Below are 14,891 nucleotides of genomic sequence, written 5' to 3'. Positions count from 1 at the left end.
TGCCTCACAGCGAGCAGGACACGCAGCCCTGCACCTCGGTGCCTTCCAGCGCCATTTGGCGCAGGCGGATGTAGTAAATGGTCTTGATGCCTTTGCGCCAGGCGTAGATCTGCGCGCGGTTGATATCGCGGGTGGTGGCGGTATCGCGGAAGAACAGCGTCAGCGACAGCCCCTGATCGACGTGTTGCGTAGCGGCGGCGTAGGTATCGATGATCTTTTCCGGGCCAATCTCGTAGGCATCCTGGTAATACGCCAGGTTGTCGTTGGTCATGTAGGGGGCCGGGTAATAGACGCGGCCGATCTTGCCTTCCTTGCGGATCTCGATGCGCGAAACGATCGGGTGGATGCTGGAGGTGGCGTTGTTGATGTACGAGATGGAACCGGTCGGCGGCACCGCCTGCAGGTTCTGATTGTACAGCCCATGCATCATCACCGACTGGCGCAGCGCGCGCCACTCGTCGCGGCCCGGAATGGCGATGCCGGCGGCGGCGAACAGCTCGCGCACCCGCTCGGTCTGCGGCAGCCAGTCGCGTTCGGTGTACTTGTCGAAGTACTCGCCGCTGGCATAGCGGGAGTGTTCAAAACCGTCGAAGGCGCCGCCGCGCTCGATCGCCAGCCGGTTCGAGGCGCGGATGGCGTGATAGGCCACGGTATAGAAATAGAGGTTGGTGAAGTCGATGCCTTCTTCCGAACCGTAGAAAATGCGCTCGCGCGCCAGGTAACCGTGCAGGTTCATCTGGCCCAGGCCGATGGCGCGGGCGCTGCGGTTGCCTTCGGCGATCGACGGCACCGAGCGGATGTCGCTCATGTCGGCCACCGCGGTCAGCGCGCGGATCGCGGTCTCGATCGCCTTGCCGAAGTCCGGCGCGTCCATGGTTTTGGCGATGTTCAGCGAGCCGAGGTTGCAGGAGATGTCCTTGCCGATGCGATCGTAGCTCAGATCCTCATGATACGTGCTGGCGCGGTTGACCTGCAGGATCTCCGAACACAGGTTGCTCATGTTGATGCGCCCGGCGATCGGGTTCTCCCGGTTGACGGTGTCCTCGAACATCACGTACGGGTAGCCGGATTCGAACTGGATCTCTGCCAGCACCTGGAAGAACTCGCGCGCGTTGATGCGCGACTTGCGGATGCGCTTGTCGTCCACCATCTCGCGGTACTTCTCGCTGACGGCAATCTCCGAAAACGGCACGCCATATACCCGTTCGACGTCGTAGGGCGAAAACAGGTACATCTCTTCATTGTTCTTCGCCAGCTCGAAGGTGATATCCGGGATCACCACCCCCAGCGACAGCGTTTTGATGCGGATCTTCTCGTCGGCGTTTTCCCGCTTGGTGTCGAGGAAACGCAGAATGTCCGGGTGGTGGGCATTGAGATACACCGCGCCGGCCCCCTGGCGCGCGCCGAGCTGGTTGGCGTAGGAGAAGGCGTCTTCGAGCATTTTCATGATCGGAATGACGCCGGAGGACTGGTTCTCGATGCGCTTGATCGGCGCGCCCACCTCGCGAATATTGCTCAGCAGGAAGGCCACGCCGCCGCCGCGTTTCGACAGCTGCAGCGCGGAGTTCACGGCCCGCCCGATCGATTCCATATTGTCTTCGATACGCAGCAGGAAGCAGGAAACCAGCTCGCCGCGCTGGCGTTTGCCGCAGTTGAGGAAGGTCGGGGTGGCCGGTTGGAAGCGGCCGGAAATCATCTCCTCCAGCAGATCCTGCGCCAGCCCGGTGTCGCCCGCCGCAAGCTGCAGCGCCACCATGCATACCCGATCTTCGTAGCGCTCCAGATAGCGTTTGCCGTCGAAGGTTTTCAGCGTATAGCTGGTGTAGTACTTGAAGGCGCCGAGAAAGGTCTCGAAGCGGAATTTCTTGGCGTAGGCCTGCTGGAACAACCGCTTGATAAACGGGAAGTCGTACTGTGCCAGCACCTGCGGCTCGTAGTAGCCTTCCTCCACCAGATAGCGCAGCTTCTCCTCCAGGTTATGGAAGAACACGGTGTTTTGGTTGACGTGCTGCAGGAAGTAGTGCCGCGCCGCCAGCCGATCTTTATCGAACTGGATCCGGCCTTCCGCATCGTAAAGATTGAGCATCGCGTTGAGCGAATGGTAATCCAGCGCGCCCGTCTCGGGCCTGGTCAGTTCTGTCGTTGCCAAAATGCGGTTACTCCCTGTCGAACGTTTTCGACGTCTTGCGCGGTGCCGAGCAGCTCGAAGCGGTACAAAAAAGGCACCTGGCATTTTTTGGCGATGATGTCGCCGGCGATGCCGTACGCCGCGCCGAAGTTGGTGTTCCCGGCGGCGATGACGCCACGCAGGTATGAACGGTTTTGCGGAACGTTGAGAAAGCGGATCACCTGGATCGGCACCGCGCCGACGGCGCTGCCGCCGCCATAGCTGGGCACGATCAAGATATAGGGTTGTTCCATCAGCAGCTTGCTGCGGGCACCGGCGATCGGAATGCGGATCGCCGGCAGGCCCAGTTTCTCAACGAACCGATGGGTGTTCTCCGAACTGCTGGAGAAATAGACCAGCGGATTCATCGGCGGGCCTCAACAGGCGAACGCCAGCGCGCCGATCTTGTCCGGCCGGAAACCGGACCAGTGATCGTCGCCGGCGATAATCACCGGAACCTGCTGATAACCTAATGATTTAACGTGGTTCAGCGCCTGCTGATCCTGGGTGAGATCGATCACCTGATAATCAATCCCCTGTTTATCAAATGCGCGATAGGTGGCGTTGCACTGGACACAATCTGGTTTGCTGTAAATAATAATGCTCATGATTCGCATTTACCTTTTGGCTGAGGAAAAGGCGGACAAGTCAGATAACGGAGCATCGTTCCTGGCGTTTCTGACGGCGTTATCAACCGAATGGCAGTCCCTGCGGTTGATAGGTAAAATACTATATGTTGATATTTATTTTATCAACCACGCTATATATGGTGTTTTGTTGGGTTTTGCGCGCAGGCCGCACCGGGGCTGGAAAAGCGAGGGGAAAAATTTTGCGGGTGATGCCTTCCCCCTCCGCTGCGAGGGGGAAGGAACGGCTTACTGGCGCATGCTGACGGCCAGCCGGTTGAAGGCGTTCATGATGCTGATGGCGAAGGTCAGATCGGCGATCTCGGTATCGCTGAAGTGCGCCTTTAGCGCCTCGAAAACGTTGTCCGGCGCGCCGGTGGCGGCGATCAGCGTGACCGACTCAGCCCACTCCAGCGCCGCGCGTTCGCGTTCGCTGAATTCATGGCTGACGCGCCAGCCCGCCAGCGTATCCAACTTGGTATGGCTGAAGCCGCTTTCACGTAGCGCTTTGCCGTGCATATCCAGGCAGTAGGCGCAGCCGTTGATCTGCGAAACGCGCATAAACATCAACTCGATGGTTGCCTTGTCCAGGGCACCTTTCTCCAGCGCCATCAGCGCACTCACCATATTTTTGTACGGTGCGGGCGCCAGCTCGGCATAGTTCAAACGTTGCTTAATCATGGTCAACCTCAATCGGTAGGTAACGAAATCATGGCGCTACTTTAACGGCCTTATGGTCTATGCTATAGGGCCATAAAATGATTATTTAACCAGGCCATAATGCAATCCTTTCTGACCTCGCTGCGGCTGGACAGTCGGCTCGCCGAACCGCTGTACCGGCAGATTTACCTGCGAATTAAAGACGCCATCGCCCAGAGCAGCCTGGCGGCGGGCAGCCGGCTGCCCTCGGTGCGCGGGTTGGCGAGCGATCTGGGCGTGGCGCGTGCTACGGTGGAAAGCGCCTACGCGCAGCTGATCGCCGAAGGTTTCTTGCAGAGCCGCGGGCAGGCGGGCACCTATGTTTCGCCGCAGCTGCAGCTCAGGCTGCCGGAGGCGCATCCCGTTGCGCCGCCGTTGGCGGCGATGGCGCCCGATCCGCTGCAGCCGCAGGGCATGCTGCAACCTTTCCAGCTGGGTGTGCCGGCGTTGGATGCGTTTCCACGAGCGCTGTGGCAGCGGATTGTTGCCCGCCAGTTGCGCGGTTCCACGGCCGCTTCCCTGGCGCTACCGCCGGCCGGCGGCCTGCCAGAGCTGCGCGAGGCGATCGCCCATTATCTGCATTTGTCGCGCGGCATCAGCTGCCGGCCGGAGCAGATTTTCCTCTGCGCCGGTTACCCGGCGTTGCTGGACTGGGTGGCGGAGACGCTGTTGCAGGCCGGCGACGCGGTATGGGTAGAAGATCCCGGCTATCCGGTCACGCGGCCGCTGTTGCGGGCTGCCGGCGCCAGGCCGGTCGCCGTGCCGGTGGATGAACAGGGTATGGATGTGGCCGCCGGTATCCTGACCGAGCCTGAGGCGCGGTTGGCGGTGGTGACGCCGACCCATCAAAGCCCGCTCGGCGTCTCGCTCAGCCTGGCGCGGCGGATGGCGCTGCTTGATTGGGCGCAGCAGCGTGCGGCCTGGATCCTCGAAGATGACTACGACAGCGAGTTTCGCTACCACGGTCGGCCCCTGCCGCCGCTGAAAAGCCTCGATGTTCAGGGACGGGTGCTGTACGCCGGTACCTTCAGCAAAACGCTGTTCCCGGCGCTGCGCATGGCGTATTTAGTGGTGCCCGCCGGTCTGACGGAGGCGTTCACGCGCAGCAGCCGGCTGCGCGGCTGCGGCTGCCCGCCGCTCCTGCAGGCTAGCGTGGCGGACTTTATCCGGCAAGGGCACTTCTACCGTCATCTGAAACGCATGCGGCCGCTGTACCGCCAGCGGCGCGAATGGCTAACGCAGGCGCTGGAGCGGCAGCTGGGGGCGTGGCTGACGGCGGTGCCGCAGCAGGGCGGCATCCAGCTGTTGGCCCGGCTGCATGACGGCCTGGCGGATGCGCCGTTGGCGGCACAAGCCTGGCAACGGGGGCTGGCGGCGCAGGCGTTGTCGGACTGGCGAATCGATTATCCGGCTGGGCAGGGCTTGCTGTTGGGATTCGCCAATTTCACTCGGCAAGAGGAGACGGAGCGGGCGGTGCAGGGGCTGGCACAGCTGTTCAGGCACGCAAATTAAACGGCCCGCGATTTCCGCGGGCCAGACGCACATCTGTTTTATCTTTATGACTGCGGGGGTGTTAACGCCGGGCCAGCAGCACGCCGAGCACGATGCCGACGGCGGCACCGATCCCTACGCCCTGCCAAGGTTTGTCACGCACATAGCTGTCGGCATGATCGACCGCGTCGCGCGCATGCTGTGTCAGACTGGTGGAGCCATTGAACCGCGCCCGCGCGTCGCGCAGCACGCCTTTCGCCTTGCTGTGCAACGCTTTCAGTTCCTCTTGGGTCTTGTCGCCGGACTCACGCAACACTTCATCCAACGTATCGGCCAATAGGGTCACGTCCTGATCGATGTCGCGTTCGGTTCTTTCCGCTTTCTTAAACATTCGGCTCTCCATTCGACACACGTGTTTTAAGTGTAGACCATGCCGAGATTTGCGTTGGCGATCGCGGAAAGAACGCCGCGTAATTATCCGAAGAGTTGTGAGCGCTGCAGCTAGATATCGCTATTCTGCTCCCCTTCAATACGGATCAGGAAGGGATAAAGTGGTGCCAACTGGGCAAAGGCGTCTGCCGGCGTATTCACTCACTGTGGCTTGAATAGTTCGGCAATATCATGGTTTTCTTGCATGTTCGAGTAAGATTTTCGATTATACTAGGTGGCGATCGCTTCGGGCTGTAAGGGGCTACGCTTCGCCTGCCCATTCAAACATCGGTAAAAAATGCGCCGTGGCGTGCCGGAATTCATCTTCGCGGTGGAGAATGTTTTCTCGGACGCGATCCATTTTCTCCCTCTTTTTAACGCTTACCGTAAGGTGCATTTAATTAAGTGATCATTATTGTTATTTTGCGATAGAAATCTGCTGGAAATCGGTTTTTGATATATATCAATAAAAGTTGGTCTGTGTGTGAAATACATATGCAGTTGTCGATGGCAAAGGTATTCTTTCTTATGGTGATTAATTTCATATTTGATTATTTCTACTCTAAATACATCGAGCGCTATTGAATACATCTGACGTTAAGCCTTTACAGGAGGAGCGGTATGTTCAAGCCTAATAGTGTGATTTTGTACGTCGACAACGTCGAAGCCAGCACCGCGTTTTACCAAGCTATTTTGGGTGAGGGACCGATCGAGGCTTTCCCCGGTTTTTCCGTGTTCTCGTTAAAAGATGGTTTTATTTTAGGGTTGCAAACCAAGCACGATATCGAGCCTAAGCCCCAACCGGCATTCGGCGGATTTGAGTTGTGTCTGACTGATATTTCGATTGAAGAGGTCGACGCCATTTATCGCGACTTTAAAGCGCGCAATGTTCCAATGGCGTTGCCACCGAGCAGGCTGGAGTTTGGCTACACCTTTGTGGCACTGGATCCGGATGGGCACCGCATCCGCCTGTGTGCGACGGATACCAGCGGAATCGAGAAGCTGTAATCGACCGGGACGATTTCGCCCTCACCGGCGTTAGCAGCCGGCGGCGATAAAATCGCCGTTGGCGCTGACCGGGATCACCGAATTGAACAGCACCAGCGCGAACAGAATCAGGATCACGCCGCCGAGCATCACGGCGATACGCGACGCCTGCGCCAGATAATAGCCTGTCAGGCCGGGTTGATGGGCGAGAAAGCGCTCGCGCGCGTGGTGCACCAGCGTGGCGAGAATCATGATAGACAGCCCGGTGCCCAGCGCCATGCTCATGGCGGAGATCACCCCCCAAGTGAACATGCCGATGGCGTTGGCGAACACCAGAATCAGGATTGCGCCGCTGCATGGGCGAATACCGATGGAGACGATCAGCCACAGCGCGTTGCGCCAACCGCCGGTCAGTTCGGTCGCGCCGGGTTGATGCCGGTGGCCGCAATCGCACGCCGCCGTATGCGCGTGGTCCGCCGGGTGCAGCGCTTTGATGACCGGTGAACGACGCCGACGCCAGCGCCAGCCATTGGCGCGCAGGATCACCATCAGGCCGAAGACGGCGATGAATACCGCGCTGCCTTTTTCCACCCAGTAACGGCTGAGGCTGAGATCGCCCATCGACAGGTTGAGCGCCACCGCCAGCACGACCACGAACACAATGGCGATCACCCCTTGCATCAGGCTGCCCAGCAGGGTGATCAGCCGGCTGGCGTTCAGCTGTTGGCGGTGGGTAGCGAGATAAGTGGTAATGACGAACTTGCCGTGGCCGGGGCCAATGGAGTGCAGGAAGCCATAAGCGAAACTGGCCAGCGTTAGCATCAGCCCGCCGCTGTATTGATGGTTGCGCTGTTGCAGCAGATAGAGCACCAAATAGCGGTGCATGTAAATCTGGAAGTTGATGCAGTACTGTACAAAATCCGCCCAGTGCTGCACGAACAGATAGAGCAGCGTCAGCAGCAGCAGACCGGCGAGTACCAGGCCGGCGAAGCGGCTTGGCGCGTGTTTCAGTGAGGCGGTTTTCATCGCGTGAGTGACCCTGTGTCGAGGGGCGTCTTCCTTCAGCATATACTCGCCTTTGCGGTTCTCAAGTGCCATTCACAAACGTTGTACATTTGGTTACTCGGCGAAACCAATCACTCACGGAAACGGCCGTTTGATTCCACTAGTATCTGTTTCAACGGCTCCACCGGAGCTTACCGAAACAACACTCTGAGGATTTAAAGATGAAAAAAGTATTAGCGCTGATCGTTGCTGCCACTATGGGTCTGTCTTCTGTTGCTTTCGCTGCTGATACTGCAGCTACTGCTCCGGCTACCACCACCGCGCCAGCTGCGACCACCACCACCGCTGCGCCAGCGGCTGCTGCTGAAAAAGCGCCAGCTAAAGCAACGCACCACAAAAAAGCTAAGCACCACAAAAAAGCGCCAGCTCAGAAAGCCCAGGCTGCTAAAAAGCACCACAAAAAAGCGCCAGCTCAGAAAGCCCAGGCTGCTAAAAAGCACCACAAAAAAGCGCCAGTGCAGAAAGCTCAGGCCGCTAAAAAACACCACAAAAAAGCCGGTAAAAAAGCTTAATTAAGTGATGTTTGCGGGACCGAAAGGTTCCGCACTCTCCAGCCCGTATTTCAGACACCCGGTTTATCCGGGTGTCTTCTTTTGAGGCTACGCACGATGATCAATCGCTATCTGTTTGAAGTCATTTTCAGCGCGGTAACTCTGTGCGGGGTGGTCGTCGGTTGGGAACTGTTTCTGGCCGGCAGCTTCCTGTGATTATTGTGCCGCGGCGGTTTCGTGCAAATGCCGCCAGCCGAGCGCGGTGGGCAGACGCTCAAACACCACCGTGGAGTGGCGCAGCGTGGCGCTTTGTCCCGGCAGACTCTGTTTTTCCCGGTAGCTGACTACCGCTCCCGTCGGCCATTCGGCCACCAGTTTCATCTCTTCTATCACGATTTCCAATCCCGGTTTGGCAGCACGATGCGCGCAGAAAAAGGCGCACAGCGCGGCGAAATCCAGCGGGGCACCGTTCAGCGCAATCATGCTGAAATCCGGCATAAAGCGCGCCAGCAGCGCCTGCTCTTCTCCTGTTCCTTTGCCCAGCCAGCGTTCAATGGCGATGTGGGCGTCGATCACTTCGGTAAAATACGGGTTCATAAAGCATCCTGTTGAGCGTTGAGTTGGCGCACGATGGCGCGGTTGGCGAGGCGCAGGCACAGCAGCAGCGGGATAAGTACGCTGGCGCCAGCCAGAATGAAGCAGGTTCGGTAGGCCGCGGCGGGCGGCAACCCGATCAGTAGCAGATTCAGCAGCAGGCTGAGCAGCGCCACGCCGAGGCAAAAACTGAGCTGACGGTTGATATTCCACAGCGCACTGGCGTCTGCCAGCTGAGCGTCGGGGATCTGCAGGAACGCGCTGCTCTGCGCGGTGCTGCTGCACAGGCTGCCGCCGAACCCCATCAGGGCGAAGGCGGCGATCTGTAACGCGTGCTGCCCGGCCTGGTCGATCTGTGCCAGCGTCAGCATGCCGGCGCCTTGCAGCAGACAACCGACGATCAGCAGCGGCCGCGGGCCGAGACGATTAAAGGTTTTTCCGGTCAGCGTGATGGCCAGGAATGATGCCAGCGCCCAGGGCAGCATCAGGCCGCCGACCTGTGCAGCGGGCATCCCCAGTTGGTTTTGCAGATACAGCATCGCCACCAGGCTGACGCCGATGAACAGGCCGGGAATACACAGGTAGACCGTCATGGCGTTGCGCAGCAACGGATCTGCGACCAGCCGCAGGTTCAGCAGCGGTTGCGGGGTGCGCAGACTATGGCGCAGATAATACGCCAGTACCAGCAGGCCGGCGGCCAGCAGCGCTGCGCCGGAAGGCAGATGGCCCGCTTCGCTCAGCCGGGTCAGGCCGAGCAGCAGCAGCGTCAGCGCCGCGCAGGCGCTCAGCAGTCCTTTGGCATCGAGCGGTTTGCGCGCCGCCGGCGACGTTTCCGCGCGCAGCCACAGCGCAGCCAGCGCCAAGGCCAGGGCCGCCAGCGGCAGATTGGCGAAAAACACCCAGCGCCAGTCCAGCCGATCGACGAGCCAGCCGCCGAGCGCCGGTGACAGCGCCGGCGCCAGCAGCCCCACCAGCATGATGGCCGCCGACAGCCCGGCGCGCTCATGGCTGCGGTACAGCTGATAGGTCAACGTCTGGCCGATGGGGATCAGCAAGCCGCCGCCCATGCCCTGCAGGGTGCGCCAGCCGATAAGTGCGCCGATGCTGTCGGCGTTGCCCGCGCCAAAGGTGGCCAGCATAAACAGCGCCAGCGACAGCAGAAACACCCGCCGTCCGCCGATGCGCTGCGCCAGCCAGGCGCTGAGTGGGATCACCAGCGTCAGGCCGAGAATATAGCCGTTGCTGACCCACGCCAGCTGGCTGACCGATGCCCGCATCGCCTGGCCGATGGCCGGGTAGGCGACGTTGGCGATAAACATATTGATCAGATCGACGAAAAAGCCGAGCAGATAGACGATTGCCACTTTGCTGCGATAAGACATGGTGCCTCCGGTTGAAGGCGAGCAGTGTATCGGGGGGAAAAGTGCGGATAAATCGGCGGCGGGCGATTACACTGTCAAAATTATTTTGACAATAAGGGCGGCGAAATGCTGAATTTGCAGCGCCTGGCGATCTTTGCGGCGGTGGTGGAAGCGGGCAGCTTTACCGCGGCGGCGGTGGCGCTGGGGCAAACCAAGGCGGTGGTGAGCTTTAACGTCAAGCAGCTGGAGAACGAGCTGGGCGTTTCACTGCTGGCGCGCAGCACCCGGCGGCTGTCGCTGACCGACGCCGGCGAACGTTTCTACCAGCGCAGCCTGCAGCTGTTGCAGGAGGCGGAAAACGTGCTGGACGACGTGCGTCGCGATCATCACGGGCTGAGCGGCGTGCTGCGCATCACCAGCACGCCGGAGTATGGCGCGCAGGTGGTGGTGCCGGCGCTGGCGGCGTTTTCGCGGCAGCATCCGCGCCTGCGCATCCAGCATGTCTCTTCTTCTTATCACGCCGATTTGATTTCGGAGCGCTTCGACGTGGCGATCCGCTTGGGCCAGCTGGCGGACTCCAGCCACCGCGCGGCGCTGATCGACAGCTTTGCCATTTTTCCGGTGGCGGCGCCGGATTACCTGGCCGAGCGGCCGATTCATTCGCTGACGGATCTGGCGCAAGCGCAGTGGATCGCCCACAGCCGGCTCAGTTCGCCGCTCAGCTGGCAGGTGGTCACGCCGCAGCGCGATGCGGTGCTGTTCAAGGTTGCGGACGCCGCCACGCTGACCGGCGACAGCGCCGCGGCATTGCTGGCGTTCACCCTGCATGGCGCCGGGGTGGCGCTACTGCCGGCGTGGTTGGCGCAGCCTGAAATCGACACCGGCAGGCTGCAACGGTTGCTGCCGGATCACCGCTTCCCCGAGCAGAGCATCTATGCCCTCTACCCAAACACCCGTCACGTGCCGGAGAAGGTGCGGGCGTTCATCGATTTTCTGCGTGCGAGGGTGGCAGCAAACCGTTAGCGAAATAATAATTCGTTATAACTCTCTCATTTATCATCAGATCCCATCGGGGTATGCTGGAAATTCCTGTCTATCCCGTCCGATGCGAGCCACCTTCGATGACCGCAGAAAATAATCGCCAGCTGAACCGACGCATTCTGTCCGTGGTGATGTTCACCTTCGTCTGTTATCTGACCATCGGCCTGCCGCTGGCGGTGCTGCCGGGGTTTGTGCATGACCACCTGGGCTACAACTCGGTGTTGGCGGGTCTTATCATCAGCGCGCAGTACTTCGCCACGCTGTTCAGCCGCCCGCACGCCGGGCGCTACGCCGATCAGCTGGGGCCGAAGAAGGTGGTGCTGTTCGGCCTGGCGTGCTGCGGCGCCAGCGGCCTGTTTTACGCGTTGGCGTTCGGCGTTGACGGCTGGCCGTGGCTCAGCCTGCTGTTGTTGTGCATGGGGCGGGTATTCCTAGGCGTCGGCGAAAGTTTCGCCAGCACCGGCTCCACGCTGTGGGGCATCGGCCGGGTCGGGGCGATGCACACCGCGCGGGTGATCTCCTGGAACGGCGTTGCCACCTACGGGGCGATGGCGGCCGGCGCGCCGCTTGGCGTGTATCTGAATCAGCAGTGGGGATTGGCCGGGGTGGCGGCGCTGATCGTGCTGGCGGTCGCGGTGGCGCTGCTGTTGGCGAGCGGCAAGCCGGACGTCTCGATCGCCGCCGGGCAGCGCATCGCTTTTCGCGCAGTGTTCGGCCGCATCTGGGCCTATGGCCTCGGGCTGGCGATGGGCACCGTTGGCTTCGGCGTGATCGCCACGTTCATCACCCTTTACTACGCCGATAAAGGCTGGAGCGGCGCGGCGTTTTCGCTAACGCTGTTCAGCTGCGCCTTCGTCGGCATTCGCCTGATCTTCAGCAACGTCATCAACCGCCACGGCGGGTTGAGGGTGACGCTGGCGTCGTTTCTGGTGGAGATCGTCGGGCTGTTGCTGATCTGGCAGGCCGGCGAGCCCTGGATGGTGCAAACCGGCGCATTACTGGCCGGCGCCGGTTTTTCGCTGGTGTTCCCAGCGCTGGGCGTCGAGGCGGTGAAACAGGTGCCGCCGCAGAATCAGGGCACGGCGCTCGGCACCTATTCGGCGTTCCTCGATTTGGCGCTGGGCATCACCGGGCCGTTGGCCGGGCTGTTGATCGGGCAAACGGGCGTGCCGTCGATCTATCTGGCTGCGGCGCTGCTGGTGGCGCTTGGCGTGCTGCTCACCCTGCGTCTGCTGCAGCGTAGCCGGGCCTGATTCAGGAATAGTCTGAAACCCGAACTCCTCCCCAGAAAATCATTGTTTCGGTGAATGATTACGGTAAGGTCGCTCAGCGGTCCAGAATGAGAGGAGGAATCGATGTATTTACGGCCGGATGAAGTGGCTAAAGTGTTGGAGAATACCGGCTTTGAGCGTGATTATGTCACTGACCAGGCCTATGGTTACCGTAAGGGCGCACACTACGTGTATGTGAATCGCGAAGCGCGGATGGGCAGAACCGCGTTGGTGATCCACCCGGCGCTGAAAGAGAAAAGCGTGCATTTCGCCACGCCGACCTCCCCGGTGCGCACCAGCGAGCAGTATCTGGAATTTCCCCTGGATTTAAGCAGCGACGCCCCGAACCAGCGCTACGGCATCGCACACGGCTTCAGTTCGCGTGAAGCGCTGTCGCGCTACCTCTACAGCATGTTTCTGTAATCGGTCCCCCGCCCAAGGGGGACGCTATCCGCCGTGCGCCAACGCTTCGCGGTTGAAACGCTCGTTGTAGGCGCGGCGAAACTGCGCCAGTTCAAACGCATCGATATCCAGCTCGGCGAAATAAAACAGCGCCGCTTCGGTGTGCTCGGCGTGCAACTCCGGCGACAGCCCGGCGCGCAGCAGCATGTCGCGCCACTGGCCGATCTGATCGTCGTCCGCCTGCTTGATGAACGTCAGGTAGATAAACAGCAGATAAGCGGCCTGGTGCATCTCCTCGGTGTAGCCGTTGTTCAGCATGCGGATAAAGGTCTGGCTTTGGCGACCGCCCATTTCCTGGATCATCGATTCGATCAGCATCGGTTTGACCCTCAGCAGATGGGCCAGTGAATCGATGGCTTTGCGGGTGTCGGACGTCAAAATGCGATAACCGATAATAAATACGACGATCAGGGCGGCGAGGATGATCCAGGTCATTTAGGCTTTATTACACTCTCAGTACGCCAGAAGCGGGGCGGGAGGCGCTGTGCGACAGCGCCCGTTATCAATGCTGTTCGCCGCTGAAATTGCCGGCCGCGCGCTGTTGGCGCAGGTGGTGGTTGAAGGTTGCCGCATCTTTGGCCAGCGCATCCAGATGGGCGCCGAGCATTTTGATCTGCTTCACCAGCGCATGCTGTTCAGGCACCGAGCTGGCGGTACTCAGTTTACGCGCCAACTGTTCATTTTGCGCCTGCAGCGCGGCTTCGCGCTGTTTGGCTTCTTCCAGCAGTTGCTGCAGCGCCTGGTAGCTCTGCTGCCATTCGCGGTGTTGCCGTTCGAAGCTGCTCTGTAACTCATTCATCGCATTTTGAAACTGGATTTCCAGCTCGCGCATTGTCATGGGCTCGATCCTTTACGGCACTCAATGATGGCTTAGCAGTATAGCGAAAACTGCTCGCAAGCTCACCCGTTGACGACAATTGAGACAAATGCCGCTGACAATTCCCGGCTTGCAACCGCGCCACGGCGTCTTACAATCGTCCCCATTCCCGGCCGTAAAGGCTGCCGTTCAAGAGAGGTGGAACATGAGCGAGCAGGAAAAAGACTTTTTTGAACAGGCGATGGCGGACGTGGTGCCGCTGGCGAGCGGACAGCAGACGCTTTACCTCAAGCCGCAGGAGACGATGGACAAAAGCGCGCGGCGCGAAGCGCAACGCCTGCTGCAGGAAAACTTCCTCAGCACCGATTTTCTCGAGGTTATTCCCTGCGAGCAGCCGCTGGCGTTTAAAGGGGAAGGCATTCAACAGGGCGTGCTGGACAAGCTGCGCAACGGCCGTTATCCGCCGCAGGCGTCGCTGAACCTGCTGCGTCAGTCGGTTGAAGCCAGCCGACAGGCGCTGTTTCGCTTTATCGTGCAGGCGGAGGCGCAACACCTGCGTTCGTTGCTGATCGTGCACGGCCGCGGGCGGCAAAACGAAAGCCATCCGAATGTCGTGCGCAGCTATGTCGCCAAATGGCTGGCGCAGTTCGAGCAGGTGCAGGCGTTTTGCCGCGCCTTACCGCGCGACGGTGGCGAGGGCGCCTGCTATGTCACGCTGCGCAAATCGGCGCAGGCTAAAGCAGAGAACTTTGAGCGCCACGCCAAGCGCAGCCGTTGAGAGGGCGAGGGAAATAAAATGGCCGGCGAATACCGCCGGCCATCAATGAATTATTTATTAAATATTTTATAGTCCAGCGAATAACGGCCGGCGCCGGTCACCGCCAGCAGCAGCAAACCGCCAATGATGCTGATGTTTTTAAAGAAGTTGATTTCGTTGCCCATCATTTCCATGCCGGTCATTTTCCAGAACGGATGGCCGATAAAGGCGGTGCCCAATACGTACAGGGCGAAAATGACTGCAATAGGGCGAGTAAACAGGCCGAGAATAAGCGCGATGCCGAAAATAAACTCCACGACCACGGCGACAATCGCCGCCAAATAAGGCATCGGCGTGCCGTAGCCTTCCATCGCCGTGACGGTCGCACCGAAGTTGACCAGTTTCATCCAGCCGAAAATGATAAACAGAACCATCAGTAGAATGCGGGACAGCAAAATTACGCCGTCTTTTGAGCTATCACCCATTTCGAACTCCTTAGCCACTGTCGGAATTATGTTGTCTTGCTGATTAAAGATTAGAACAATTTACGTTTTTTTCTAGCGGCGGCGGGCGGTTGCACCTCTTTTTTCGGCGGGCGAGACGCGTGGTGAAGCCGGCGGCATTGCCTATACT

At 59.8% G+C, this 14,891-nt stretch carries 18 protein-coding genes; 7 read left to right on the top strand and 11 right to left on the bottom strand.

Annotated features, from left to right (window positions below):
* Positions 1 to 4: 4 nt before the first annotated feature.
* The 4 genes from nrdE to BHU62_RS17425 all read right to left on the bottom strand — a co-directional run bounded on the left by nrdE (position 5) and on the right by BHU62_RS17425 (position 3,474).
* Entirely contained in the window at positions 5 to 2,149 is a 2,145-nt protein-coding gene (gene nrdE, locus BHU62_RS17440) for a class 1b ribonucleoside-diphosphate reductase subunit alpha (RefSeq protein WP_073533123.1), read from the bottom strand.
* A complete protein-coding gene (gene nrdI, locus BHU62_RS17435; RefSeq protein ID WP_015378865.1) occupies positions 2,131 to 2,535 on the bottom strand; it encodes a class Ib ribonucleoside-diphosphate reductase assembly flavoprotein NrdI in 405 nt (134 codons plus the stop codon). The genes nrdE and nrdI overlap by 19 nt, the downstream gene beginning before the upstream one ends.
* A 9-nt stretch (positions 2,536 to 2,544) precedes the next feature.
* Positions 2,545 to 2,775, bottom strand: a complete 231-nt coding sequence (gene nrdH / locus BHU62_RS17430; RefSeq protein WP_073533122.1) for a glutaredoxin-like protein NrdH — start codon at positions 2,773 to 2,775, stop codon at positions 2,545 to 2,547.
* A gap of 267 nt (positions 2,776 to 3,042) precedes the next feature.
* Positions 3,043 to 3,474, bottom strand: coding sequence for a carboxymuconolactone decarboxylase family protein (locus tag BHU62_RS17425; RefSeq protein WP_073533121.1), 432 nt, complete (start codon positions 3,472 to 3,474; stop codon positions 3,043 to 3,045).
* Between the two features lie 96 nt (positions 3,475 to 3,570).
* Here BHU62_RS17425 and BHU62_RS17420 point away from each other — a divergent pair, with 96 nt between their 5' ends.
* Positions 3,571 to 5,004, top strand: coding sequence for a PLP-dependent aminotransferase family protein (locus BHU62_RS17420; protein ID WP_073533120.1), 1,434 nt, complete (start codon positions 3,571 to 3,573; stop codon positions 5,002 to 5,004).
* A gap of 61 nt (positions 5,005 to 5,065) precedes the next feature.
* On the opposite strand, the gene BHU62_RS17415 is transcribed toward BHU62_RS17420, so the two are convergent.
* Positions 5,066 to 5,374 carry a DUF883 family protein gene (locus tag BHU62_RS17415; RefSeq protein ID WP_073533119.1) on the bottom strand — a complete coding sequence of 103 codons (309 nt, stop codon included), beginning with the start codon at positions 5,372 to 5,374 and terminating at the stop codon, positions 5,066 to 5,068.
* Positions 5,375 to 6,033: 659 nt separating this feature from the next.
* On the opposite strand from BHU62_RS17415, the gene BHU62_RS17410 reads away from it, so the two are divergent.
* Positions 6,034 to 6,420 (top strand): VOC family protein, encoded by a 387-nt coding sequence (locus tag BHU62_RS17410; protein ID WP_073533118.1) that lies wholly within the window; start codon positions 6,034 to 6,036, stop codon positions 6,418 to 6,420.
* Between the two features lie 30 nt (positions 6,421 to 6,450).
* Here the strand turns inward: BHU62_RS17410 and BHU62_RS17405 are convergent, their stop codons facing one another.
* Positions 6,451 to 7,425 carry a nickel/cobalt transporter gene (locus tag BHU62_RS17405; RefSeq protein WP_073533117.1) on the bottom strand — a complete coding sequence of 325 codons (975 nt, stop codon included), beginning with the start codon at positions 7,423 to 7,425 and terminating at the stop codon, positions 6,451 to 6,453.
* A gap of 200 nt (positions 7,426 to 7,625) precedes the next feature.
* On the opposite strand from BHU62_RS17405, the gene asr reads away from it, so the two are divergent.
* Complete coding sequence (asr, locus tag BHU62_RS17400) at positions 7,626 to 7,976, top strand: acid resistance repetitive basic protein Asr (RefSeq protein WP_004928953.1); 351 nt, start codon at positions 7,626 to 7,628, stop codon at positions 7,974 to 7,976.
* 195 nt (positions 7,977 to 8,171) lie between these two features.
* Here the strand turns inward: asr and BHU62_RS17395 are convergent, their stop codons facing one another.
* Entirely contained in the window at positions 8,172 to 8,552 is a 381-nt protein-coding gene (locus tag BHU62_RS17395) for a DUF4440 domain-containing protein (RefSeq protein ID WP_073533116.1), read from the bottom strand.
* Positions 8,549 to 9,931, bottom strand: a complete 1,383-nt coding sequence (locus tag BHU62_RS17390) for a DHA2 family efflux MFS transporter permease subunit (protein ID WP_073533115.1) — start codon at positions 9,929 to 9,931, stop codon at positions 8,549 to 8,551. Before BHU62_RS17390 ends, BHU62_RS17395 begins: the two co-directional genes overlap by 4 nt.
* Before the next feature lie 105 nt (positions 9,932 to 10,036).
* Here BHU62_RS17390 and BHU62_RS17385 point away from each other — a divergent pair, with 105 nt between their 5' ends.
* From BHU62_RS17385 to BHU62_RS17375, 3 genes are all read left to right on the top strand, one after another.
* Positions 10,037 to 10,933: a LysR family transcriptional regulator gene (locus BHU62_RS17385; protein ID WP_073533114.1), complete on the top strand. Its 897-nt coding sequence runs from the start codon at positions 10,037 to 10,039 to the stop codon at positions 10,931 to 10,933.
* Positions 10,934 to 11,031: 98 nt separating this feature from the next.
* Positions 11,032 to 12,204, top strand: a complete 1,173-nt coding sequence (locus tag BHU62_RS17380; protein ID WP_073533113.1) for an MFS transporter — start codon at positions 11,032 to 11,034, stop codon at positions 12,202 to 12,204.
* Between the two features lie 102 nt (positions 12,205 to 12,306).
* Positions 12,307 to 12,645, top strand: a complete 339-nt coding sequence (locus BHU62_RS17375) for a DUF2002 family protein (protein ID WP_033644143.1) — start codon at positions 12,307 to 12,309, stop codon at positions 12,643 to 12,645.
* A 24-nt stretch (positions 12,646 to 12,669) separates the two neighbouring features.
* Here BHU62_RS17375 and BHU62_RS17370 read toward each other — a convergent pair whose 3' ends face one another.
* Positions 12,670 to 13,119, bottom strand: coding sequence for a DUF1198 family protein (locus BHU62_RS17370; protein WP_073533112.1), 450 nt, complete (start codon positions 13,117 to 13,119; stop codon positions 12,670 to 12,672).
* A gap of 67 nt (positions 13,120 to 13,186) precedes the next feature.
* Positions 13,187 to 13,522, bottom strand: coding sequence for an MbeD/MobD family mobilization/exclusion protein (locus tag BHU62_RS17365; RefSeq protein ID WP_073533111.1), 336 nt, complete (start codon positions 13,520 to 13,522; stop codon positions 13,187 to 13,189).
* Positions 13,523 to 13,706: 184 nt separating this feature from the next.
* Here BHU62_RS17365 and smrA point away from each other — a divergent pair, with 184 nt between their 5' ends.
* Positions 13,707 to 14,279 carry a DNA endonuclease SmrA gene (smrA, locus tag BHU62_RS17360; RefSeq protein ID WP_073533110.1) on the top strand — a complete coding sequence of 191 codons (573 nt, stop codon included), beginning with the start codon at positions 13,707 to 13,709 and terminating at the stop codon, positions 14,277 to 14,279.
* Between the two features lie 50 nt (positions 14,280 to 14,329).
* Here smrA and BHU62_RS17355 read toward each other — a convergent pair whose 3' ends face one another.
* The gene (locus tag BHU62_RS17355; protein ID WP_016929826.1) at positions 14,330 to 14,743 is read right to left on the bottom strand and encodes a DoxX family protein; all 414 of its coding nucleotides are present in this window, start codon (positions 14,741 to 14,743) and stop codon (positions 14,330 to 14,332) included.
* Positions 14,744 to 14,891: the final 148 nt, after the last annotated feature.

This window comes from Serratia marcescens, from assembly GCF_001902635.1.
Lineage (GTDB): Bacteria > Pseudomonadota > Gammaproteobacteria > Enterobacterales > Enterobacteriaceae > Serratia > Serratia marcescens_F.
Note: the sequence above shows the minus strand (reverse complement) of the source record. Positions and strands in the feature narration are given on the sequence as shown.